Annotated in this window: 17 protein-coding genes; 15 read left to right on the forward strand and 2 right to left on the reverse strand. The window is 51.8% G+C overall.

The window, feature by feature from the left end:
* Window positions 1-90: 90 nt before the first annotated feature.
* Together FO268_RS08030 and FO268_RS08035 are read right to left on the reverse strand one after the other, a co-directional pair.
* Window positions 91-975 carry an integrase domain-containing protein gene (locus tag FO268_RS08030; protein ID WP_150991815.1) on the reverse strand — a complete coding sequence of 295 codons (885 nt, stop codon included), beginning with the start codon at window positions 973-975 and terminating at the stop codon, window positions 91-93.
* A 920-nt stretch (window positions 976-1,895) separates the two neighbouring features.
* Window positions 1,896-2,813 (reverse strand): LysR substrate-binding domain-containing protein, encoded by a 918-nt coding sequence (locus tag FO268_RS08035; RefSeq protein WP_150991817.1) that lies wholly within the window; start codon window positions 2,811-2,813, stop codon window positions 1,896-1,898.
* Between the two features lie 214 nt (window positions 2,814-3,027).
* On the opposite strand from FO268_RS08035, the gene FO268_RS08040 reads away from it, so the two are divergent.
* From FO268_RS08040 to FO268_RS08110, 15 genes are all read left to right on the forward strand, one after another.
* Entirely contained in the window at window positions 3,028-3,756 is a 729-nt protein-coding gene (locus FO268_RS08040; protein ID WP_263645061.1) for an SDR family NAD(P)-dependent oxidoreductase, read from the forward strand.
* Between the two features lie 505 nt (window positions 3,757-4,261).
* Window positions 4,262-4,702: a GlcG/HbpS family heme-binding protein gene (locus tag FO268_RS08045; RefSeq protein ID WP_150991823.1), complete on the forward strand. Its 441-nt coding sequence runs from the start codon at window positions 4,262-4,264 to the stop codon at window positions 4,700-4,702.
* A 231-nt stretch (window positions 4,703-4,933) separates the two neighbouring features.
* A complete protein-coding gene (locus FO268_RS08050; RefSeq protein ID WP_150991826.1) occupies window positions 4,934-6,619 on the forward strand; it encodes a DUF1302 domain-containing protein in 1,686 nt (561 codons plus the stop codon).
* 34 nt (window positions 6,620-6,653) lie between these two features.
* The gene (locus FO268_RS08055; RefSeq protein ID WP_150991829.1) at window positions 6,654-8,006 is read left to right on the forward strand and encodes a DUF1329 domain-containing protein; all 1,353 of its coding nucleotides are present in this window, start codon (window positions 6,654-6,656) and stop codon (window positions 8,004-8,006) included.
* 79 nt (window positions 8,007-8,085) lie between these two features.
* Window positions 8,086-9,174, forward strand: coding sequence for a WD40/YVTN/BNR-like repeat-containing protein (locus FO268_RS08060; RefSeq protein WP_150991831.1), 1,089 nt, complete (start codon window positions 8,086-8,088; stop codon window positions 9,172-9,174).
* A 4-nt stretch (window positions 9,175-9,178) separates the two neighbouring features.
* Window positions 9,179-11,581 (forward strand): efflux RND transporter permease subunit, encoded by a 2,403-nt coding sequence (locus tag FO268_RS08065; RefSeq protein ID WP_150991833.1) that lies wholly within the window; start codon window positions 9,179-9,181, stop codon window positions 11,579-11,581.
* 130 nt (window positions 11,582-11,711) lie between these two features.
* Window positions 11,712-13,391 carry a sigma-54-dependent Fis family transcriptional regulator gene (locus FO268_RS08070; protein WP_150991835.1) on the forward strand — a complete coding sequence of 560 codons (1,680 nt, stop codon included), beginning with the start codon at window positions 11,712-11,714 and terminating at the stop codon, window positions 13,389-13,391.
* Window positions 13,392-13,919: 528 nt separating this feature from the next.
* Window positions 13,920-14,207, forward strand: a complete 288-nt coding sequence (locus FO268_RS08075) for a phenol hydroxylase subunit (RefSeq protein ID WP_191966923.1) — start codon at window positions 13,920-13,922, stop codon at window positions 14,205-14,207.
* A 47-nt stretch (window positions 14,208-14,254) separates the two neighbouring features.
* The gene (locus FO268_RS08080) at window positions 14,255-15,247 is read left to right on the forward strand and encodes an aromatic/alkene monooxygenase hydroxylase subunit beta (RefSeq protein ID WP_150991836.1); all 993 of its coding nucleotides are present in this window, start codon (window positions 14,255-14,257) and stop codon (window positions 15,245-15,247) included.
* Window positions 15,248-15,256: 9 nt separating this feature from the next.
* Window positions 15,257-15,523 (forward strand): MmoB/DmpM family protein, encoded by a 267-nt coding sequence (locus FO268_RS08085; protein ID WP_150991838.1) that lies wholly within the window; start codon window positions 15,257-15,259, stop codon window positions 15,521-15,523.
* 16 nt (window positions 15,524-15,539) lie between these two features.
* Window positions 15,540-17,057 carry a YHS domain-containing protein gene (locus FO268_RS08090; protein WP_150991839.1) on the forward strand — a complete coding sequence of 506 codons (1,518 nt, stop codon included), beginning with the start codon at window positions 15,540-15,542 and terminating at the stop codon, window positions 17,055-17,057.
* A gap of 5 nt (window positions 17,058-17,062) precedes the next feature.
* Window positions 17,063-17,479, forward strand: coding sequence for a phenol hydroxylase subunit P4 (locus FO268_RS08095; protein WP_225316638.1), 417 nt, complete (start codon window positions 17,063-17,065; stop codon window positions 17,477-17,479).
* Between the two features lie 13 nt (window positions 17,480-17,492).
* A complete protein-coding gene (locus FO268_RS08100) occupies window positions 17,493-18,554 on the forward strand; it encodes an NADH:ubiquinone reductase (Na(+)-transporting) subunit F (RefSeq protein WP_150991841.1) in 1,062 nt (353 codons plus the stop codon).
* A 34-nt stretch (window positions 18,555-18,588) separates the two neighbouring features.
* Window positions 18,589-19,518 carry a catechol 2,3-dioxygenase gene (locus tag FO268_RS08105; RefSeq protein ID WP_150991843.1) on the forward strand — a complete coding sequence of 310 codons (930 nt, stop codon included), beginning with the start codon at window positions 18,589-18,591 and terminating at the stop codon, window positions 19,516-19,518.
* Between the two features lie 187 nt (window positions 19,519-19,705).
* Window positions 19,706-21,166 carry a 2-hydroxymuconic semialdehyde dehydrogenase gene (locus FO268_RS08110; protein ID WP_150991845.1) on the forward strand — a complete coding sequence of 487 codons (1,461 nt, stop codon included), beginning with the start codon at window positions 19,706-19,708 and terminating at the stop codon, window positions 21,164-21,166.
* Window positions 21,167-21,170 lie beyond the last annotated feature (4 nt).

A 21,170-nucleotide genomic window follows, 5' to 3' on the forward strand; every position in this document is an offset into this window, starting at 1 on the left:
GGCCCCATTCAGCATTGGGTTACCAGACACCACTGGAGTTCGCCGCTGGCTACCGGACTACCGGCAAAGGGTCGAAATTAACCGACATTACTAAGCAGTGAGCGGTTTAGTGATTGGGGGCAGGTCATCACTATCAACTGCCGATGGTGCATGTCCTCCCAGTATTGGAGCCTCGTAGCCAGTTAGCTGCTTATAACGAATGCATGCGTAACCCGCTCTAAGGTCATGGATGCGCGCTATTCCTGCTTTCTTTAAAGCAGTTCTGGTTTGGTGTATTTCGCTATCCCTGAACTCCTTCCAGCTTTGTTCTGCCGGAACGAGGGAAAAGTGATCTCCTTGGGCTGCTGAACCGCGCACCAAAACAGCAAGCTGTTCGTCTTCAGAGCTGATTTTGACTTTCCGTGCTCGTCCCCCCTTGGTTCCATATTGAACGGTGATGTAGCCCGTCTGCTTCGCTTCGATTTCTGCTTCTTTATAATTCAGCAATGCAGCTTCTTTGCACCTGAGGCCAAGCGACCGACAGGCCAAGGCAATTATTGCTCCTCGAGAAAGACCATTGAGTTCAAGGCTGCTTACAGCGCCGAAGAATTCGCTTTCGTTTAGACCTGAGGGAGGTTCAGTACGGACATGAGTTCGCTTTGGCAGGTCGCAATCGATCGTGGGGCTAATGCTGTCCCATTTTCCGAAAGTGAGGGCCTTCATTACGGAGTTGACGCTGCTTACAAGATTTTGTGCGTAGGCTGCGGAATAACGACCCTCGAGGCCGCAGCCGAAATCAATAACGCACTTGCGTGTGATTGCCGAAGGTACCGATATATTAGTGTTCTCTATCAGGTGATCACAGAACACTGCCCAACGTTCTAGTAGGGTCGCTTTCGTCGAAAACGACATGGCACCATCTCGGACTAATAGTTCGAGAGCATCGCTGGCTGCAGCGACTAAGCGCGCTTTGTGCTTTTCGGTAATGGGTTTCATAAAAATCCTCCAGCTTTCCAAGTAGTGAGAACGAAACGAAACTGACTCCCCTGTCCGCCTGAGCGTCCTGTTAAGTGTTTGATTTATTGCGGAAAAACCAGCCGGTCAGTTTCGTAGTAACAGCAAGATCTGAGTTGTCGGGCGTGAGTAGCGCTTGGCGGGGGTACGCATGCCAACATATCAGCGTGGATATGTGAGCTCAGGCGCCACTGCGAATCGTCTTGAAGCGCAGATGCTTTTGCTGCGAAAGCTGGCCCTTGAGTTAACGAGGGAAGGCATGGACGAAAATATTTTCGTCCTTTTTCGTCCGATTAATTCTCGGAATTCGATCGCTAACTCGTTGCTGCTTAATGAGTTTTGTAAAACATCAAAAAGCGTCTCTGTGTAGAGATTTTGGTAGAACGAGGAAAATGGAACTCGTTTTGGGGGTAGAGGCTCGGCCTCTTTTTGATAGGAACGAACGACTTGGAGTCAGACGTTTTATTGATTGCTGCGTTGCCCATAGGCCCGGCCAGCTACCGGTCTATTTCCCGCTTCGGGGAACTCTTATTACGTTAGATTAAGCCGAAATAAATTGCAACCGAATGAAAAATAAATATTTATGCGTCGCATGCGACGCGTTAACGACGTGAATGCGACGACATTGGTGGTCGGAACGCAGGGCGAATTCATCGAATTGCACCAACTACGTCTTATGCGTGTCGCTAGAGTGTCGTTTGCGACACGCTTGTGCGCAGTATGTCTCGTCTCCCTTAGTCATGGTGATCGGAATGTGGTCATTCAGTGTTCTGTAGTTTAAGGCCGTCCGGATTTTGGTTTTGAAAAAAGCTTCCCTTAACTGTGTTGTTCTTATGAACCGGTCGTATTACGAAACGCAGTTGGCTCGCAGTAGCGGACACTGTGTATCGGGATATGCGAAATTACGGTGTGGTTGTATTTGTGTCTGCATTAAGTTCCTTGAACTCCTGAAGGCAACTCAGAAATGATGCAAGAAGTTTCGAGTTGTCTCCTGTTCTGTAAACACAGGACAAGTCAATTGTTGCATCTTTAGGCATGTCCTCGATTTCCCGGTAAACGACCCCCGGCAGGGACAATGTCGAACCAGACTTTGAAACCAGACAGACGCCAAATCCACTGGCTACGAGAGCTACACCGGTCACAACGTCACCAACCTCCTGGGTAATCTCGGGAGTAAAACCGGCTGAATAGCAGAGTGACATTACCTTATCGACAAAATTGGGCCTGCCGCTCGATGCAAAAAGGACCATTGGGTGATTGGCAAGCTCCTTGAACTTGATAACGGGTTGGGTGGCAAGAGGGCTATTCGCATTCACCGCCAATAATAAGCTTTCCCGATTGACCAACTCACTCGTGATATCAGGTAGCGGTTTCAGCATCCTGTTAAAGCCAAGGGAAATTCTGTGTTGTCGTAGCGCCTGGATTTGTTCCTCTTTTTCCATTGTGTGAAGGACCACTTTGACTTCTGGATAGTCACTTTTGAACTTAAGAAGAAGTCGGGGAATTGTATCCAGTACTCCTGAACCAAAAACCGCTACGTCCAGCCTTCCCAGTCTGCCCTGGCTTGCCCTTTGCGTTTTCTCTGAAGCCTGTTGAACAAGTGCGAATATATTCCTGGATTCCTTGGCCAGGAGATATCCTGCTTCCGTAAGCTCCATACCCTTGGGAGTGCGGTTGAATAGTTGGACACCCAGCTCGTCTTCCAGTTGATGAATCTGCCGCGTGAGTGGAGGCTGGGAGATGTGCAGCAAGGCCGCTGCTCGCCCAAGATTTTTTTCGTCTGCTACCGTCAGGAAATAGCGTAGCTTTCTGAGATCCATAACATTCCGTCCGACAGGTCATTCAAAAAAGGTATCAACCGATCTTTCAAAGAGTATTAGACGGTATATTCATCAGTTCCTAGACTGTTGTCAATCACGCTGAGCGAAAACGCTCCCGTATATCGATAGCTATGTCGAGGTCTGTATGGCGCAAGGTACAAGTGGACGGTCACCGGATAGTAGAGGATTGTCCAGCTGTCGGTCTATTGCCATTGTGATCGGAGCAACGGGAGCTTTCGGACAATTTATATGTAAAAAGATGCTGGACTGCGGGCTGGATGTGATCGCTGTTGGCAGAAATCGTGCCCCGCTTGAGCGTATGGCGGAAAATCTGCAAGGCATGCATATCTGTTGCACAGATATTTCTTCTGACGACGCTATCGAAGAAATTTCAAGTTCCATTACGGGAAATGTGAAGGCTATTGTGCATGGCCCGGGTGTTGGTGTTGCTGGGGGAATTCTGGACGCAGATATCACGGTGTTGAACGAGGCAGTCAATATTAAAGTGGGGGGGCTGCTGCGGGTGGTTCGCGCCGCAGAGCAACATATGACTCGAGGTTCCAGAATCATAGCCATCGGTGGTCATTATGGCTTTGAACCAACCGCGTATGCCGCTTCTGCCGGCGTCGCGAATGCTGCCTTGGTGAACGCAACGCGTCAATTGAGCCTGGGGTTGGGCCCCCGCGGTATCACCGCCCACGTTATCGCACCTGGCCCAGCCATCACGGATCGCCTACGAAAAGTTGCGACGACAAGAGCGGAAAGAGAGGGCATTTCAACCGAAGACGTGCTGAAACAGATGCAGGCAGAATCCTCCATTGGTGCTTTTACAACCCCGGAGCAAGTTGCCTGGGCGGTGTCAATGTTGCTGGATGACCATGCAGACGCTATGACCGGCTCGACTATGATGTTGGATTCCGGTCGTCGCCGCGGGCTACCGTAAACCGGAGAATGGAAACTGTTATGCCAATTGTAAGATTTCATAGTGCTGGGCAACGGCATCCGGAAGACGTTGTCACGAATTTTCTGGTAAAGGCGTCGAAGATTTACGCGAGGATACTGGAGTGTCCCGTTGACCGGGTCAGGGCTTTCTATGTCCCCCACGATAACGGAATGGTCGCCACCGGAGGTGCTGCGCCGGGACCAAGCTCGGTTTTTTTCGAATTTATTGTGCTTGAAGGCCGGTCTCTGTCCCAAAGACAGCTAATCGCGAGGGAATTTACAGAACTCATCAGTGCAACGCTTGATGTAGAAACCCCGATGATTCGGGGACATTGCATCCGGGTGGAACCTGAAGACTGGTGCATTGGTGGGCGTTTTGCCAGTGACGTAAGAGGAGCCGAGATTGCGCAGAGGAAGGCGCAGTAAATGTTGTTGTCCGCACTGAAACAGGATGTTCATTGGATCACGGATGATTCTTTTTTTAGACATCAAGCAGGTTGATTTGGATGGTTACTCGACCAGAGCATGCAATTCTCGAAAAAGACTTCTCCTTAACTGATTACGCGGTTATGCGCCTTATGAGTGCAGCGATGGATAAGGCTAAGGAACTGGGGTTCAAGGCCTCAGTCTCGGTTGTTGATCGGTCCGGTACTATGCTGGGATTCGTGAAGATGTCTAGTTCATTCATCGTGTCTACAGATCTTTCAGCTCGAAAAGCACGCTGTGCGGCCGGAATGGGGGTGGAAACCATAAAACTTGAAGAAATGCTGAGTCAGGAACAACCGCGGGTAAGGGAAGGGCTCCTCGCCAATGACAGCTTTACCTTGATTGGAGGCGGTATTCCGCTTGTATGGGAGAACCGTGTGGTTGGAGGCATTGGTGTTTCTGGTGGCAGTGAGGCGCAGGATATTGAATGCGCTCAGGCTGCCGTCAGGAGTCTGCTATAAGGTAGAACCCTTGGCTTAAGCTGATTGCATCATGCTTTAATCCATTCTTGACCGAGGCAAACACTGACTGTTCGCTTCGGTTTTTTCGTGATGATTGTCGATACGTAAAAGGTATTGATTGGGCTATCAGATAGTATTGGAAGGTAATTAGATAGAGGCATACCTTTGGGAAAGTGGCGCCTTAAAACGCGCCGAACAAAAACAAAGACTCCCTACCCAGAGGAGAAATCTATGATCGGTAATAACAAGCCGCCAGTTTCCAGGCTGCGCTACAAAAACCGCAACCTGACGTTTTCAGTGGCCATTGCAGGTCTCGCTCTTTGCAACGGAGCGAGTGCGATGACTATTGATACCGGCAACCGCGATATTCGGATGAGCTGGGCAAATACTCTCAAGTACAGCGCCGCATGGCGGGTTGAGGACCAGGACGCAAGCGTTGCCGATAACAGCATTGGCGTTCAGGCAAACACCAATGACGGTGATCTCAACTTCGACAAAGGCCTGATATCAAACCGACTGGATGTGCTCAGCGAACTCAATTTCACCTATAAGAGGAAATATGGTTTTCGTCTGAGCGGGGCTGCCTGGTACGACTCTGTTTACAACACTTCCCATGACAATCCGGGTGCCCTTGGTGGGGCTCTTTATAACCCCCGCTCTGCTGACACCGATGAGTTTACTGAAGACACGGAAGAGCTTCATGGTCGGGATGCTGAGCTTCTTGATGCGTTTGTATTTGGCAACTTCCACCTGGGTCGTCAGAGCATTAACGCCAAGGCTGGTCGGTTTACCCAGCTTTATGGTGAAAGTCTGTTTTTTGGCTCCAACGGTGTGGCCGCCGCACAGACATCTCTGGATCTCGTGAAGGCACTTTCTGTTCCCAATTCGCGGTTCCAGGAAATCCTTCGTCCGGTAAACCAGATCTCGGCGCAACTGCAGTTGAATCAGAATCTGTCCTTCGGCGCCTATTATCAGCTTGAGTGGCGCGAAACAAGGCTGCCTGCATCCGGCAGTTACTTCAGCTTCGCGGACTTTATCGACGACGGTGGTGAAACAATCATTCTCGGTCCGGGGCAGTCCGTTTTCCGGGGAGACGACCAGGACGCTAGTGATAACGGCCAGTTTGGTGCCCAGGTCAAGTTCAAGGCAGGCGAATACGATTTTGGACTTTACGCAGCTCAATATCACGACAAAATGCCCCAGTTCTACGTTCGCCCTGGCGTAAACGTTCAGCCAGGAAGCATTGGTGACTACCTGCTCACCTATGCCGAAGACATCAAGATGGTCGGAGCAAGTGCGAGCACTCTGATTGGCGATATGAACGTATCGGCGGAAGTATCCTTCAGGGACGACATGCCTCTGGTGGCATCAGGGAATACAGTGATCCTTCCCGGGAACACCGCTGCAGATAATGAAGACAATGCGGCTTATCCAGTGGGCCGGACTTTCCACGCAAACCTTTCTGCAGTGAACGTCTTCAACGAGGGGTTGTTCTGGGATGGTGCGACGCTCCTGGCCGAGGTGGCATTCAATCGCCGGCTGAGCATCTCTGAAAATGGAGATCAGTTGGATCCTTCTGCGACCCGTGACGCAACAGCGATGCAGTTTCTGTTCACGCCGGAGTATTTCCAGGTTGCCCCCGGGTTGGACCTTAAAACACCAATCGGTGCCAGTTACGGAGTTGATGGTCGTTCATCCGTCAATGGCGCTCTGTTCCCCTCAGAGCGCGGGGGCAACCTGAGCCTTGGGGTTACCGCAGACTATCAGCGTACCTGGCAGGCGGGGCTCAACTATACCCATTACTACGGTTCTTCTGGCTCCATCATCAAGTATGACACTGCGGCTCCGGAGCTCTCCTACAAGAACTTCCATGGAGACCGGGATTTCATTTCTCTTACCGTTCAACGCACGTTCTGAAGCTTATCGCACGAGTGTGTAACAGGAGTTTGTCATGAATAAAAACAGTATTTTTGCGGTCATTGCAACAACCCTGGCTTTGGGAGCAACCAATGTCTATTCGGCGGTGTCTTCAGAGCAAGCCCAATCTCTTAAGAATGAACTGACCCCGGTCGGCGCCGAAAAATCAGGCAACGCGGATGGAACGATACCCGAATGGACGGGTGGGATTACCGAAAAACTTCCGGGGAACCATATGGGTGACGTTCCCACCGAGCTTTTCGAGGATGAAAAACCTCTCTACAAGGTCACCAGGGAAAACATGACTGAATACGAGGATCTGTTGTCCGAAGGGGTCAAGGCGCTACTCAAAAAGTATCCGGACACGTTTTACCTGAATGTCTATCCAACCCATCGTACCGGTGCTCATCCCCAATCCATTTACGAGAACGCCTTGGCCAATGCGACCCGTTGTGAGACGACAGAAGGTGGATATTCCATTGAGGGGTGTGCCGGCGGAACGCCTTTCCCTATTCCACAGTCAGGTGTTGAAGTCATGTGGAATTTTTTGATGAGGACCGAAGCACCTTCGATTGAATATACTTTCAAGAATATTGTGGGTAACTCCGATGGATCACACACCCTCGCCACGCAGAACGAGATTGCTTTCCAGTATCCCCAGTTTTACGAGGGTGTCACACCTGAAAGCTGGAGTGGTGAGTATGCAATGTTCCGATTCAATACACTTGCGCCTCCATTCAAGGCAGGTGAGTCCCTGGTTATCAGAGATAGCGTTGATTCTGATCAACCACGTCAGGCCTGGCAGTATCTTCTGGGTCAAAGGCGGGTTCGTCAGGCACCGACCGTTTCTTACGATACACCCGACTTTGTGGCTTCGGGAGCCAATTACTTCGATGAGGTTCAGGGTTTCTTTGGCGCCCTTGACCGCTTCGACTGGAAACTTGTTGGTAAGAAAGAAATGCTGATCCCCTACAACAATAATGGCTTTATCGGTGCCAGTATTGACGACGCCTATATGGATTATCACGCAAACCCGGAGGAGGTGCGCTGGGAGCTGCATCGCGTTTGGGAGGTTGAAGCCACTGTCCGTGACGGAAAGCGCCATGCCGTGCCCAAAAGAACCTATTTCCTTGATGAAGACACCTGGTTGATTGCCCTCGTCGATGGATACGACTCTGAAGGAAATCTGTGGCGTGCATCCATGACCACGCCCTTTGTGGTGCCGGAAATTCCCGCGACTTTGTTGAAGACCACCATGGTATTCAATCTTCAGGCAAACAGCATGAGCATTATTCAGGCCATGCAGGGTGAATACCTGGAAGTCGTTCCCACCAAGCCAGAGACCTACTTTACTGGTGACGCCGTTGCCGCTGAAGCCATGCGCTGACACAGGTCGCCGGAGGCGCCCGACCAAGCGCCTCCGGAAACGTCACGGCTGGGAAAAGGTTCAGACAGATGGTGGAACGATGAGAAAGTTTAAACCCGATGTATTGGGGGCAAATGTGGTTTGCCTAGCGATGTTGATTGCGCCTTTGTATGTGCAATCCCTGTCAGCCAGGGAGGTCCTGCCCGAGCTCACGGAGTTACCGGCACCAATAATGGTGAACGCGAACCACACGGTTCAACTGGCCGTAACCAACGCCGGAAACAGATTGATCTCTGTTGGCGAGCAGGGCGTTGTCTTGCTTTCTGACGACCAGGGGCAAAGTTGGCGCCAATCGCCGGGCGTACCGGTAAGTGTAACTCTCACCGATGTTGAATTCGTGTCAGAAAGTGAAGGGTGGGCTGTCGGCCATTCCGGAGTGATATTGAAAACAGAGGATGGTGGAGAGGATTGGGTCAGGGTTATGGCCGGGGAAGATATTGTTGAAACAATCAACGATGCGGTCCGCACGTTATCCGACAGTTATCCAAATGCGGATATTATCCGCCGAAACGCCAGCTTTCTAACTGGTGATGAGCCGATTCTGGATATCCATTTTTCTGAGGACGGAGAGGGTTGGCTAATGGGTGCCTATGGTATTGCACTTCGCAGCAGTGATGGTGGCAAGAGCTGGGAATCTGCTTTCTCGCATACTGCCAACCCTGAAGCTTACCACTTGTATCAATACATCCCTTCCACCGACACCGGAGGTCTGATTGTCGGAGAAAGGGGCCTGGTCTCTGCTGAGCAAGGAAATACCGGGCGCTACCGATCTGTCGAGATGCCGTATCAGGGGACATTTTTCGGGGGTATGGCACTGAGCGCTGATCAATACCTTCTTTACGGGCTTCGTGGAAATGTCTGGGAAGGAAGAGAAGGAGACTGGACCGCACTGGATACCGGCTCAAATGCATCATTTAGTGCCAGCGTTAGTACACCTCGGGGAATCGTACTTGGCGATGTAAGTGGTCGCCTGTTCGTTAAGTCTGGAGTGAACGGAGATATTAAAGAGCTCACGCAGGCTTCGGAAGCAGCCATTACCGACCTGCTTGTGAATTCGAATGGCCAGCTGGTCGTGGCTACGGCGAGAGGCCTCAAGATCGTGGACCTTGATGATGCGGAGTTCAAGTGAACCCATGAATATGAAAGCAGACAGCTATTACAACGATGCAATTTACCGGCTTGAAGACTTCGATTCGCGATCTGGAAACCTTATCGAGAGATCGCTCTTCAATAATCGGCTGATTGTGGTGGCGCTTTGCCTATTGATTACTCTGTTCCTGGGCTACAAAGCCCAGGATCTGTCGATGAGTGCTGCGTTCGAGAAGATGATCCCGACGAGTCATCCCTTTATCGTGAATTACCTGGAAAACCAGAGTGAACTGGCAGGTATCGAGAACTCATTGCGAATAGCGGTAGAGGCGAAAGAGGGTACCATTTTCGACGCCCAATACCTTGAGACCCTGCGCCAGCTCAGTGAAGATATATTTCTCCTTCCAGGCGTCGACCGTCCCTATATGAAGCATCTTTGGGCACCAGCCGTTCGTTGGTCAGGGGTTACAGAAGGCGGGCTGGACGGCGGGCCAGTCATTCCTGACGACTACGACGGGGCTCCGGAAAGCCTGATCCAGGTTCGACAGAACGTTGATCGTTCTGGAGAAATAGGCCAGCTGGTGGCAGAAGATTATCGATCAACTGTTATTTTCGTGCCCTTGCAGGAAACCAATTCGGCCACTGGCGATAAGATTGATTATCATGAGTTCGGGCAACGCCTGGATCAACTCAGGGCGAAATACGAATCTGACCAGGTTGAGATCTACATCACAGGGTTTGCCAAGGTCGTTGGCGACCTTATCAATGGTATGCAGCAGGTTTTGCTCTTCCTGGCGCTCACCATTGCCATTTGCGCGCTAGTACTGTTCGCTTACACGCGATGTTTACGCAGCACATCACTGGTTGTTGCCTGTTCGATGATAGCCGTTGTTTGGTTGCTCGGTATGTTGAGCCTACTCGGCTACGGGCTTGACCCCTATTCAATACTGGTGCCATTCCTGGTTTTTGCCATTGGCATGAGCCATGGCGCACAGAAAATGAACGGCATCATGCAGGACATTGGTCGTGGAACCCATAGGCTCGTTGCTGCACGACATACCTTCCGGCGGCTCTTTATAGCAGGACTTACGGCACTTGTGTCAGATGCTATTGGCTTTGCTGTGCTGATGGTCATCGACATTCCCGTTATACAGGATCTTGCCATCACAGCGAGTATTGGTGTTGCTGCCCTGATCTTCACCAACCTGATTCTTTTACCGATTCTGCTGTCCTATACCGGCGTAAATGCCAAAGCTGCCGCCAGAAGTGTTCAGGCAGATATCGCCAACCAGGAGGATGTTAATCACACGAAACACCCGGTGTGGGCGTTTTTGGATCGCTTTACCGAAAAAAGGGTGGCGGGATTCACCATTCTGGCCTTTGCATTGCTCGGGGGTGTTGGTCTGGTCGTCGGTTCTAACGTGAAAATTGGCGATACCGATACCGGAGCTCCGGAACTTCGCGCTGACTCACAATACAATCTTGATAATCAGTTCATGGTTTCAAATTACGCTGCCAGCAGTGATGTCTATGTGGTCATGGTCAGAACTGAGCAATATGCCTGCGCCCATCACGATACGCTACGGGTAGTCGATGCCCTTGAGCGTAGGTTGAAACAGTTACCTGGAGTGGAGTCGACACAATCGCTTGCCGGACTTGCAAAGGTCGCCAACGTCGGGATGAACGAGGGCAGCATGAAATGGTGGGGCATTCCGAAGTCCCAGGGAATGCTGAACGCCATCGTTACCCGTGCGCCCAGGGAAATGTTTAACCAGGATTGTGATTTGCTGACGGTATTTGCCTACCTCAAGGATCACAAGGCCGATACCTTGAGCAGTGTGGTGGAGACCACCGAAGAGTTCTCGGATAAATACAGTTCGGACAAAATCCAGTTCCTGAATGCAGCGGGGAATGCGGGAATTGAAGCGGCTACCAATATCGTGGTGGAAAAAGCCAATATACAGATGCTGGTACTGGTCTATGCGGCGGTTATCCTGCTGGCTCTGGTGACCTTCCGCTCCTGGCGCGCAGTCGTGTGTGCAGTGGTTCCGCTAATGATCACTTCGGTTTTGTGCCAGGCCCTCATGGTGTGGCTGGATATTGGCATAAAGGTGGCTACCTTGCCTGTGATAGCACTGGGGGTGGGTATTGGCGTTGATTACGCATTATATGTGCTCTCGGTCACCCTGGCCCGGCTCAAGGCAGGGGAATCGCTCTCAGAGGCTTATTACGGTGCGCTGCTGTTCACTGGCAAAGTTGTTATTCTGACCGGTATCACCCTTGGCGTTGCGGTCATGACGTGGGTGTTTTCCCCCATCAAATTCCAGGCAGACATGGGTTTGTTGCTGGCCTTCATGTTCATATGGAACATGGTGGGTGCACTGGTTCTCCTGCCTGCACTTGCCCGCTTCCTGTTGGTACCAAATCAACAGGCGGTGACAACTTAGTGGGAAGGGTATAGATTCTGAAAGGATATGCCGAAGGGAATCGGTACCTGCATCAACAACAAGAGCCGATCCCGTTAGTGATTTTGTGAGAAACCCTGGCGAGGATGGATGCTTCAAATAAAGGGCAGCCATGTCTGAGCAGAAACTCATTGAACAGTTCAATCTCCGTTCCCGTTTGCGGTTCAATATAGACGAGGGAAGCATCTGGCTGGACGAGAACCGGATGCTGATGCTGCATGCAAGTGCATTCGGAGCCCTCCGAAAGGAGTTGATCCAGTCCCTGGGTGTCCAGCGGGCAAAAGGTGTGCTACTGCGAATGGGTTTCGAGTCCGGCCAGAGAGATGCAGATCTCGCAAGAAAACTCATAGGCTCTGGCGAACCTTACGACGTGTTCCGGATAGGCCCAGAACTCCACGCCTTTGAAGGACTTGTGAAAGCGACCATTACCGAGGCTGAAATTGACTGGGAAAAAGGATTTTTCTTTGGAACCGTCGATTGGCAGGGGTCCTGGGAGGCTGAATCTCACATCCAGAATTTTGGTATAGATGATTACGCGGCGTGCTGGAGCCTGGCAGGATATGCCTCAGGTTACGTTACCCGGTACTTCAACCGGTTCGTCGTTTTTCGTGAAGAACAGTGTTTATGCTGTGGAGACGATAAGTGCTCCATCGTGGGGAAACCCGCGGAGGAATGGGATGACGAAGACTATATAAAACTGTTCAAGCCGGACAATATCGATCGCGAGATCCGGGAGCTGCGAGAGGAAGTATCCTCTCTACGCGAGAGCCTAGGACAACGGACTGGAAGGGGCGATCTGGTGGGTGAGTCTCAGGCGTTCAGAAACGCCTTCAACCTTCTTGAGCGTGCCGCGGATAGCCCCATAAACGTGCTCCTTCTTGGCGAAACAGGGGTCGGGAAGGAAGTTTTTGCCCATTGGCTTCACAAGCACAGTAGTCGTGCCGATGAGCCTTTTGTTGCGGTCAACTGCTCCGCTATTCCCCACGACTTGATTGAGTCGGAGTTGTTTGGGGTAAGAAAAGGGGCGTTTACCGGAGCAGAGGAGTCTCGCCGCGGCCGATTTGAGCGTGCGGACGGTGGTACTCTGTTTCTTGACGAGATTGGTGACCTTTCTCCCTCTGCCCAGGTTAAGTTATTGCGGGTTCTGCAATCCGGCGAAGTGGAACGATTAGGCGACGACAAAACCATCAAGGTCAATGTCAGGTTGGTTGCTGCAACCAACGTGAACCTTCAGGAAGCCATTGCTTCGGGAAAGTTCAGAGCCGATCTGTATTATCGCCTGTCGACCTACCCGGTCATTATCCCCCCGTTGAGAGATAGGAAATCGGACATTCCCTTGCTGGCAGAAGCCATGATTGCGAAACATGCCCCTGCTTACTCGAAAACGATTAAAGGCTTATCTGACAAGGCAGCCCATGGGTTAATGGAATACGACTGGCCGGGCAACGTTCGTGAGCTGGAAAATCTGATCGAACGCGGTGTGCTACTGGCGCCTGAGGGAGGTTTTATAGAGCTTGAGCATGTGTTTCTTTCCGGACTGGGCAAGCATGACGAGGTGGCGGTTGGGAAAGAGGGTATTGTCAGTAGCCAGGCTTCTGAACGAGAGGCGCGCTTGGCTGAGATGCTTCTGGAGGGCAAATTCGATCTTGGCCGCCACGAACTGGTACTTATGGATATGGCGGTGCAGAAAGCCGGTGGGAATCTCACTCACGCAGCAAAGTTGCTAGGTGTCTCCAGAAGGCAGTTAGCTTATCGGTTAAAATCCAGCACAGAAAACTCCTCAGAGAGTTGATACTTTTCATTTAGGGATGTGTCAGGCGCTTGTGATTCATTGATATATCCTGAGCGTTGTTCAGGACCGGACACAGGAATCCCCACCCCGAATCCCCCTCCCCAATCTAGGTACCTTCTCCAGGCTTTCCGGGTGCTTTGCGTATTCCTGAATACACCTTTCTTTAGTTTTTCGATAGTAGCTCCGAATACTCCCGGTCGTGGCAAAGCAGTCGATTCAGAACCTCGGATAAAGTGTTCAAATTTGTAAGGCAACCCTAAAAGGCGTTCGAAATTGTAAGGCAAGAACGTTTATTTCCATGGGTTAGAAAAAATAATGTCTTAAAAAACAGATAATTAAGTAGTTGGCACGTCGGGTGCTTTAGAAGGGTTGACGGTTATCAGTTTCTGGCCGTCCAAATTGGAGCTTTTATCTGGCACCAAAGTGACTGAACAAAAACAAAATGACATCGAGAAATCTGCCCCTGTTTGACGGGGCCATGATGTCACCAGCAATCCTGGCGAAAGAGCCAGCCGTTGAGGTGAAAACATGACCGAAACCAATTACCCGACTGATATCACGCCGGCTCCTCTGGACACCAATCGACGGTATGTCCGTGTCACGGGCGAACGCTCTGACGGGTTCGTGGAATTCGACTTTGCGTTAGGTGAGCCTGAACTCTTCGTGGAAATGATTCTGTCGCGCCCGTCCTTCGAGGAATTCTGCACCGTGAATAACGTTCAGCCAATGGGACCCCCGGAAAATGTTGCACCAGAGGACCGGATGGCGGATTTCGCCTGGAACCTCCGGGACGCAACACGTAAACGATTCAAGTAATTCGCCGTAGGCACCAATCGAACATTCAGGAAAGAGGATAAAAACAAATGCAGATTGATGTGAGAACCGTAAGTATCGAGCCCGTCAGAAAGACTTTCGATCACCTCGCCCGGCGTTTCGGTAATAAGCCTGCCTCCCGTTATCAGGAGGGGAGTTACGATATTCAGGCTGCGGAAAATCTTCATTACCGTCCGACATGGGATCCGGATCAGGAACTTTACGATCCCAACCTGTCGCGTATTCGGATGAAGGACTGGTATGACCTCAAAGACCCCAGGCAGTTCTATTACAGCACCTACACGCTTGCCCGGGCCCGTCAACAGGAAAATGTGGAAGCTAACTTCGCATTTGTTGAAGCGAGGGGGCTTCAGGATATGTTGCCCGAGGACATAGTCGAAAAGTCGCTCAAGCTTCTTGTACCGTTGCGCCACGCCGCCTGGGGCGCCAACCAGAACAACACGCTGGCCTGTGGTTATGGCTATGGAGTGGTCTTCACCCAGCCCTGCATGTACCACGCAATGGACAATCTGGGCATATCTCAATACCTCTCTCGTATCGGTCTGCTACTGGGGGGCGTTGAAGCTCTCGAGCAGGCCAAAGATGCCTGGCTCAATGACAGTGCCTGGCAGGCGCTCCGACGCCTGGTGGAAGACACTATGGCTATCCGCGATCCGTTCGAAGTATTCGTGGCACAAAACGTGGTACTGGACGGTCTGCTCTATCCGGTTGTCTATGAACGCCTTGTGGATACCTATCTTGCGTCTCAGGGTGGGCAGGCTGTGGCCATGCTGACTCAGTTTATGACCAACTGGTTCACCGAGTCGAAGAAATGGACCAACGGCGTTTTGAAGGTGACTGCTGCTGAATCTGACGAGAACGCCAAGGTTCTCGCTGAGTGGATCAACCACTGGAGTGACCGGGCTGTGTCCGCGATTCTCCCGATCGTCAATTCCGTCCTTGATGAGCGTGTTGACGAAATGGTTTCAGAAGAACTTGAAGCTTTCCGTGCCCGCATCGCCAAGACCGGTATTCAACTTTAAGGAGTGGCTATGTCCACCGTGTTTATTGCATTCCAGACGAACGAAGAAACCCGTCCGATCATTGAAGCCATCGAGCTGGACAACCCCGCCGCTACCGTTTACCAGGAGCCTGCGATGGTCAAGATTGATGCCCCGGATGAACTGGTCATCCGTCGTGAAACGATTGAGGAACAGATGGGCCGGGAATACGACCTTCAGGAACTGCAGGTCAACCTGATCACCATGTCAGGCCATCTGAGCGAAGACGAAGACACTTTTACCCTGAGCTGGAAATGACGCCGAGGAGTAGATCATGGATACCCCAGTAAACAAGAAAAAGCTCTCCCTCAAAGAAAAGTACAGTTACCTCACCCGGGACCTAGCCTGGGAACCCTCCTATCAGAAGAAGGAGGACCTGTTTCCCTATGCCACCTATGAGGGCATCAAGGTTCATGACTGGAGCAAGTGGGAAGACCCCTTCCGCCTGACCATGGATGCCTACTGGAAATATCAGGCTGAGAAGGAACGAAAGTTCTACGCAATTATCGACGCCTTTGCGCAGAACAATGGCCACCTGAAGCTGACGGATGCCCGATATCTGTCCGCCCTCAAGATTTTCCTGCAGGCAATCAGTCCTGGCGAATATGCCGCGCATAAAGGATTTGCGCGCACAGGACGGGAGTTTCCGGGAGTGGGGCCGCAAGTTGCGTGTCAGATGCAGGCAATTGACGAGATCCGGCATGCCCAGACCCAGATACATGCCATGTCGAACTACAACAAGTTCTACAACGGGTTTCATGGATTTGCGGATCAACGGGACCGCATCTGGTACACCTCGGTTCCCCGCTCATTCTTCGACGATGCCATGGCCTCTGGCCCTTTCGAGTTCATGATCGCCATCGGCTTCTCGTTCGAGTACGTGCTGACCAATCTGCTGTTTGTTCCGTTCATGTCAGGCGCAGCCTACAACGGGGATATGTCGACGGTGACCTTCGGTTTCTCCGCTCAGTCCGACGAGGCCAGACATATGACTCTGGGGCTGGAGTGCATCAAGTTTATGCTGGAACAGGATCCGGACAATGTTCCTATCGTGCAGAAGTGGATCGATAAGTGGTTCTGGCGCGGCTTCCGGGTGCTCGGCCTGGTCAGCACCATGATGGATTACATGCTGCCTAAGCGCGTGATGTCCTGGCGTGAGGCGTGGGATATCTACGGGGAAGAAAATGGCAACGCGCTGTTTAATGACCTGGCCCGTTACGGTATCCGCCCCCCTAAAGGCTGGGGCGACGCGGCTGAGGCCGTTGACCACATGTCACACCAGTTCATGCTGGCACTGTATCAGTGGAACTTTGGTACGGCTTTCCACAGCTGGATCCCCAGTGACAACGACATGGACTGGCTGTCGAAGAAGTATCCGAACACTTTCGACAAGTACTATCGGCCCAGGTGGGAGCACATCAAGAAGCTGGAGGCGAATGGCACACCGTTCAAAAACTATGGTCTCGCGAAAAATTGCCAAACCTGTCAACTGCCTTGCGTTTTCACTGAGCCAGGCGATCCAACCACGCTGTGTCATCGGGAGACCGAGTACAAGGGTGAGCACTATCACTTCTGCTCCGATCATTGTCGGGATATTTTCCAGGAAGAACCTGAGAAGTATGTGCAAGCCTGGCTGCCGATGCCTCAGCTGTTCCAGGAGCCAATTAATGGCGATCTCGAAGCCTGGATGAAATGGGTAAGCCTGGTAGACGGTGAAGATAACGGTGACTACCAGGGATCGCATGATCAGACAAGTTTCGAAAAGTGGCGTGAGATGGCTACTTCAAATTGACCCTGATGGGCCGGCAGCGACGGATCTCCAAGCCCGCTGCCGGCCCTGAAAACAAGAACAAGGAGATAAACATGACCGTTGTTTCTCGCAAAGAATATATTGGTGTTCCCCGTGATCGGGTGGAAAACTTCAATGGCAAACAGCTGATTTACGTCAGCTGGGACCAGCATTTGCTGTTTGCTGCCTCCTTCCTGCTGTGCCTACCGCCGGAAACCTGCTTCCGGGATATGGTTGAGCAGAATTTGGTTGCGCTTATCGAAGCCGATCCCGATGCCGCCTTGGTCGAATGGGACAAGGTGGTCTGGTTGAAGGGTAATGAGGCCTGGAAACCCGACTGGGAGGCTTCATTGGCCGACAACGGCATCAATCATAAAGCGCACTTGCGTTTTCAGACTCCGGGTTTGAATACGGTCTGCGGATGATGGGGAGGCAGGAATGAGTTACGAACTGACAATCGAGCCTCTGGGTCAGACCGTGGACATCGAAGACGGACAAACTATTCTGGATGCCGCGTTGCGAGCCGGGATCTATCTGCCCCATGCGTGCTGCCATGGTTTATGCGCGACCTGTAAGGTACAGATTCTTGATGGTGAAGTGGAACATGGTGAGGTTTCCGATTTCGCCCTGATGGACTTTGAAAGAGATGAACAGAAGTGCCTTGCGTGTTGTGCGACCGCCGAAGGCGACCTTGTTATTGAGGCGGAGATAGAGGAAGACCCCGATTCCATGAATCTCCCGGTCAGAGATTACCGTTGCGAGGTCACCCGAATCGAAGAACTCACTCCCACTATCAAGGGTATATGGCTGCGCCCGGAAAACGGTGCCAGTGTTGAGTTTCAGGCAGGCCAGTATATTAATCTTGACCTACCTGAGGAGATAGGTCACCGGGCATTCTCTATCGCCAATCCTCCGATTGACGCTGGCGAGATCGAACTGAATGTCAGAATTGTTTTGGGCGGGCAGGGCACTACCTATATCCACGAGAGCCTGCAAATTGGTGACACATTAAATTTAAGTGGCCCATACGGTCGGTTTTTCGTCAAGAAATCCGCCAACGTGCCCGTGATTTTTATGGCGGGTGGCTCCGGCCTTTCTAGCCCGAGATCCATGATTCTGGACCTGCTTTCCGAAGGTTTTGATTTACCCATAACCCTCATATATGGGCAGCGCAGCCGGCAAGAGCTCTATTACCATGAGGAGTTCCGGGAGTTAGCCAGCCGGCATAAAAATTTCACCTATGTTCCCGCTCTGTCTGATGAGCCCGAGGGTTCCGAGTGGGACGGCTTTCGCGGTTACGTCCATGATGCAGCCAGAGCGCACTTCGAAAATGATTTCAGCGGCCACAAGGCCTATCTGTGTGGCCCGCCCCGCATGATCGATTCGTGTATCTCGACGCTCATGCAGGGCAGGTTGTATGAGCGTGATATCTACACGGAGAAGTTCATCTCGGCGGCAGACGCGCAGCAAGTAAGAAGTCCATTGTTCAAATCAATCTGATGACAAAGACAACAACAAATGAGAGGTGTCAATTATGGCCATGACAGGGGTGCTACGCCCAGGGCATGCACAGGTGCGGGTGTTGGAGCTTGATAAGGCTGTGGCTTTCTACAGGGACGTGTTGGGTCTTGTTGAAACAGGACGTGATGCTCAGGGGCGCGTGTATTTCAAGTGCTGGGATGAGCGGGATCACAACAGTTACATTTTGAGGGAGTCTGATCAGTCGGGTCTCGATTTCTTCGGCTTCAAGGTTCTGGATAACAGAACGCTGGATGAGCTTGAGAAAAATCTCAATGATTATGGGGTTCCGACCCGCCGCATACCGGCAGGCGACCTTCTTGAAACCGGTGAACGTGTCAGATTTACACTGCCTTCCGGCCATGAACTGGAGCTGTATGCCGAAAAAACGGCAGTCGGGAATGGCATTCCTATGGTCAATCCTGGGCCTTGGTGTGCGGACTCAGAGCGGGGCATCGCGCCGTTGAGACTTGACCACACACTTCTGTATGGACCGAACATCGGAGAAGTGAAGAAAATTTTCACCGAAGTACTTGGCTTCTATCTGGTAGAGCGAGTGCTTGCCGAAGATGGTGACAGTGAGGCTGCCATCTGGCTTTCCTGTTCCCATAAGGTTCACGACATTGCGTTCGCCGAGTATCCCGAGCCAGGCAAACTTCACCATTGCTCCTTCCTGATGGAAAGCTGGGAGAAGGTCCTGAGAGCCGGCGATATCATGTCTATGCACTCAGTGCCTGTAGACATCGGTCCGACCCGCCACGGCGTGACCCGTGGATGCACCATCTATGCGTGGGATCCATCGGGTAACCGTTTTGAAACCTTCATGGGTGGATACCAACCATACCCTGACTATGAGCCGTTGACCTGGACGTTCGATAACTTTGGACAGGGGTTGGATTACCCTCAGCGCAAACTACACGAAACCTTCCTGACCGTTGTGAGCTGAAGCACACCCCTCTACTTCAACAGAAAGGCAGAGGGGCTTGTTTTCATACTTAAAAGGTAACGAACTGCTCGATAAATGGTATTAGACGGTATCTTCGATCATTCATAGACTCGAAGAAGGTTAATGAGAGCGGCTCTAATGCTCCCGAGGACAAAGCCATCTGAAATAGAATTTTGCAGGAAACACCATGCGTCAGATAGATAACTTCATAAACGGTGAATTCATCGCCTCCGGTTCCGGCAGGCGTTTTGAAAAGCGCTCTCCGGTCGACAACCAGGTGATCGCCAGTATTGCTGAGGCCGGGCAGGCGGAAGTCGATCAGGCTGTGGCGGCCGCGAAAAATGCCCTGAGTGGAGAGTGGGGCCAGATCAGTACCAACGAGCGTGTTGATCTGCTTTACGGAGTTGCCGATGAAATCACCCGACGGTTTGATGACTTTGTCTCTGCGGAAATGGCAGATACGGGGCAACCCCGCCATGTCATGACCCACGCCTTTATTCCGCGGGGGGCGGCTAACTTTAAAGTGTTCGCCGATATCATCAAGAATGTCCCCACAGAATCCTTCCATATGGACACGCCGGACGGAAAAGGCGCGCTCAATTACGGCATTCGGGTACCGAAAGGGGTTATTGGCGTTATCGCGCCATGGAATGCTCCATTCCTGTTGATGACATGGAAAGTCGGTCCAGCATTGGCTTGCGGTAACACGGTTGTGGTCAAACCCTCCGAGGAGACGCCTTTGACGGCAACCTTGCTGGGTGAAGTAATGAACAAGGTCGGGATGCCCAAGGGTGTATACAACGTGGTGAATGGCTTCGGCCCGGACTCCGCTGGTGAATTCGTTACCCGCCATAACGATGTGGACGCAATCACCTTTACCGGTGAGACCAGAACCGGTTCGACGATCATGAAGGCTGCATCTGACGGCATCCGGGATGTCTCGTTTGAAATGGGCGGCAAGAATGCGGGCATTGTGTTCGCCGATTGTGATTTTGACAAGGCCGTTGACGGTATTTTCCGCTCTGCATTCCTCAACACTGGCCAGGTGTGTCTGGGTACTGAGCGGGTCTATGTCGAGCGTCCGATTTTCGAAAAGTTTGTTGCAGCTCTTAAAGACAAGGTAGAAAGCGTCAATCTTGGCCGTCCAACCGATGAAGGTGTGAATTACGGCCCTCTGATAAGCCAGGAACATCGGGGGAAAGTGCTCTCTTACTACCAGAAAGCAAAGGACGATGGCGCCACAATCGTAACCGGTGGAGGAATTCCTGACATGCCGGCTGAACTGGCCGAAGGTGCTTGGATTCAGCCCACCATCTGGACTGACCTCCCGGAATCCTCCGCCATTATTCAGGAAGAAATTTTTGGCCCCTGCTGCCATATCCGGCCGTTCGATTCGGAAGCCGAAGTTATTGATCTGGCCAACGCGTCCGATTACGGCCTTTCAACAACGATCTGGACAGAAAATCTGACTCGCGCCCACCGCGTTGCCGCAAGGGTTGAGGTTGGTATTACCTGGGTGAATAGCTGGTTCCTGCGGGATCTGCGCACAGCCTTCGGTGGTGCCAAGCAGTCGGGTATTGGCCGCGAGGGCGGCGTGCATTCACTTGAATTCTATACCGAGATGCGAAATGTCTGCATCAAGATGTGAGGCC

Origin of the sequence: Marinobacter denitrificans, assembly GCF_008795955.1 — a bacterium.
Classification (GTDB): domain Bacteria; phylum Pseudomonadota; class Gammaproteobacteria; order Pseudomonadales; family Oleiphilaceae; genus Marinobacter; species Marinobacter denitrificans.

Bases quoted from the DNA above. Each gene is read 5' to 3' on its own strand.
- FO268_RS08030 (WP_150991815.1), bottom strand. From the start codon at position 975: ATGAAACCCATTACCGAAAAGCACAAAGCGCGCTTAGTCGCTGCAGCC.
- FO268_RS08035 (WP_150991817.1), bottom strand. From the start codon at position 2,813: ATGGATCTCAGAAAGCTACGCTATTTCCTGACGGTAGCAGACGAAAAA.
- FO268_RS08045 (WP_150991823.1), top strand. From the start codon at position 4,262: ATGGTTACTCGACCAGAGCATGCAATTCTCGAAAAAGACTTCTCCTTA.
- FO268_RS08050 (WP_150991826.1), top strand. From the start codon at position 4,934: ATGATCGGTAATAACAAGCCGCCAGTTTCCAGGCTGCGCTACAAAAAC.
- FO268_RS08055 (WP_150991829.1), top strand. From the start codon at position 6,654: ATGAATAAAAACAGTATTTTTGCGGTCATTGCAACAACCCTGGCTTTG.
- FO268_RS08060 (WP_150991831.1), top strand. From the start codon at position 8,086: ATGAGAAAGTTTAAACCCGATGTATTGGGGGCAAATGTGGTTTGCCTA.
- FO268_RS08065 (WP_150991833.1), top strand. From the start codon at position 9,179: ATGAATATGAAAGCAGACAGCTATTACAACGATGCAATTTACCGGCTT.
- FO268_RS08070 (WP_150991835.1), top strand. From the start codon at position 11,712: ATGTCTGAGCAGAAACTCATTGAACAGTTCAATCTCCGTTCCCGTTTG.
- FO268_RS08075 (WP_191966923.1), top strand. From the start codon at position 13,920: ATGACCGAAACCAATTACCCGACTGATATCACGCCGGCTCCTCTGGAC.
- FO268_RS08080 (WP_150991836.1), top strand. From the start codon at position 14,255: ATGCAGATTGATGTGAGAACCGTAAGTATCGAGCCCGTCAGAAAGACT.
- FO268_RS08085 (WP_150991838.1), top strand. From the start codon at position 15,257: ATGTCCACCGTGTTTATTGCATTCCAGACGAACGAAGAAACCCGTCCG.
- FO268_RS08090 (WP_150991839.1), top strand. From the start codon at position 15,540: ATGGATACCCCAGTAAACAAGAAAAAGCTCTCCCTCAAAGAAAAGTAC.
- FO268_RS08095 (WP_225316638.1), top strand. From the start codon at position 17,063: ATGGGCCGGCAGCGACGGATCTCCAAGCCCGCTGCCGGCCCTGAAAAC.
- FO268_RS08100 (WP_150991841.1), top strand. From the start codon at position 17,493: ATGAGTTACGAACTGACAATCGAGCCTCTGGGTCAGACCGTGGACATC.
- FO268_RS08105 (WP_150991843.1), top strand. From the start codon at position 18,589: ATGGCCATGACAGGGGTGCTACGCCCAGGGCATGCACAGGTGCGGGTG.
- FO268_RS08110 (WP_150991845.1), top strand. From the start codon at position 19,706: ATGCGTCAGATAGATAACTTCATAAACGGTGAATTCATCGCCTCCGGT.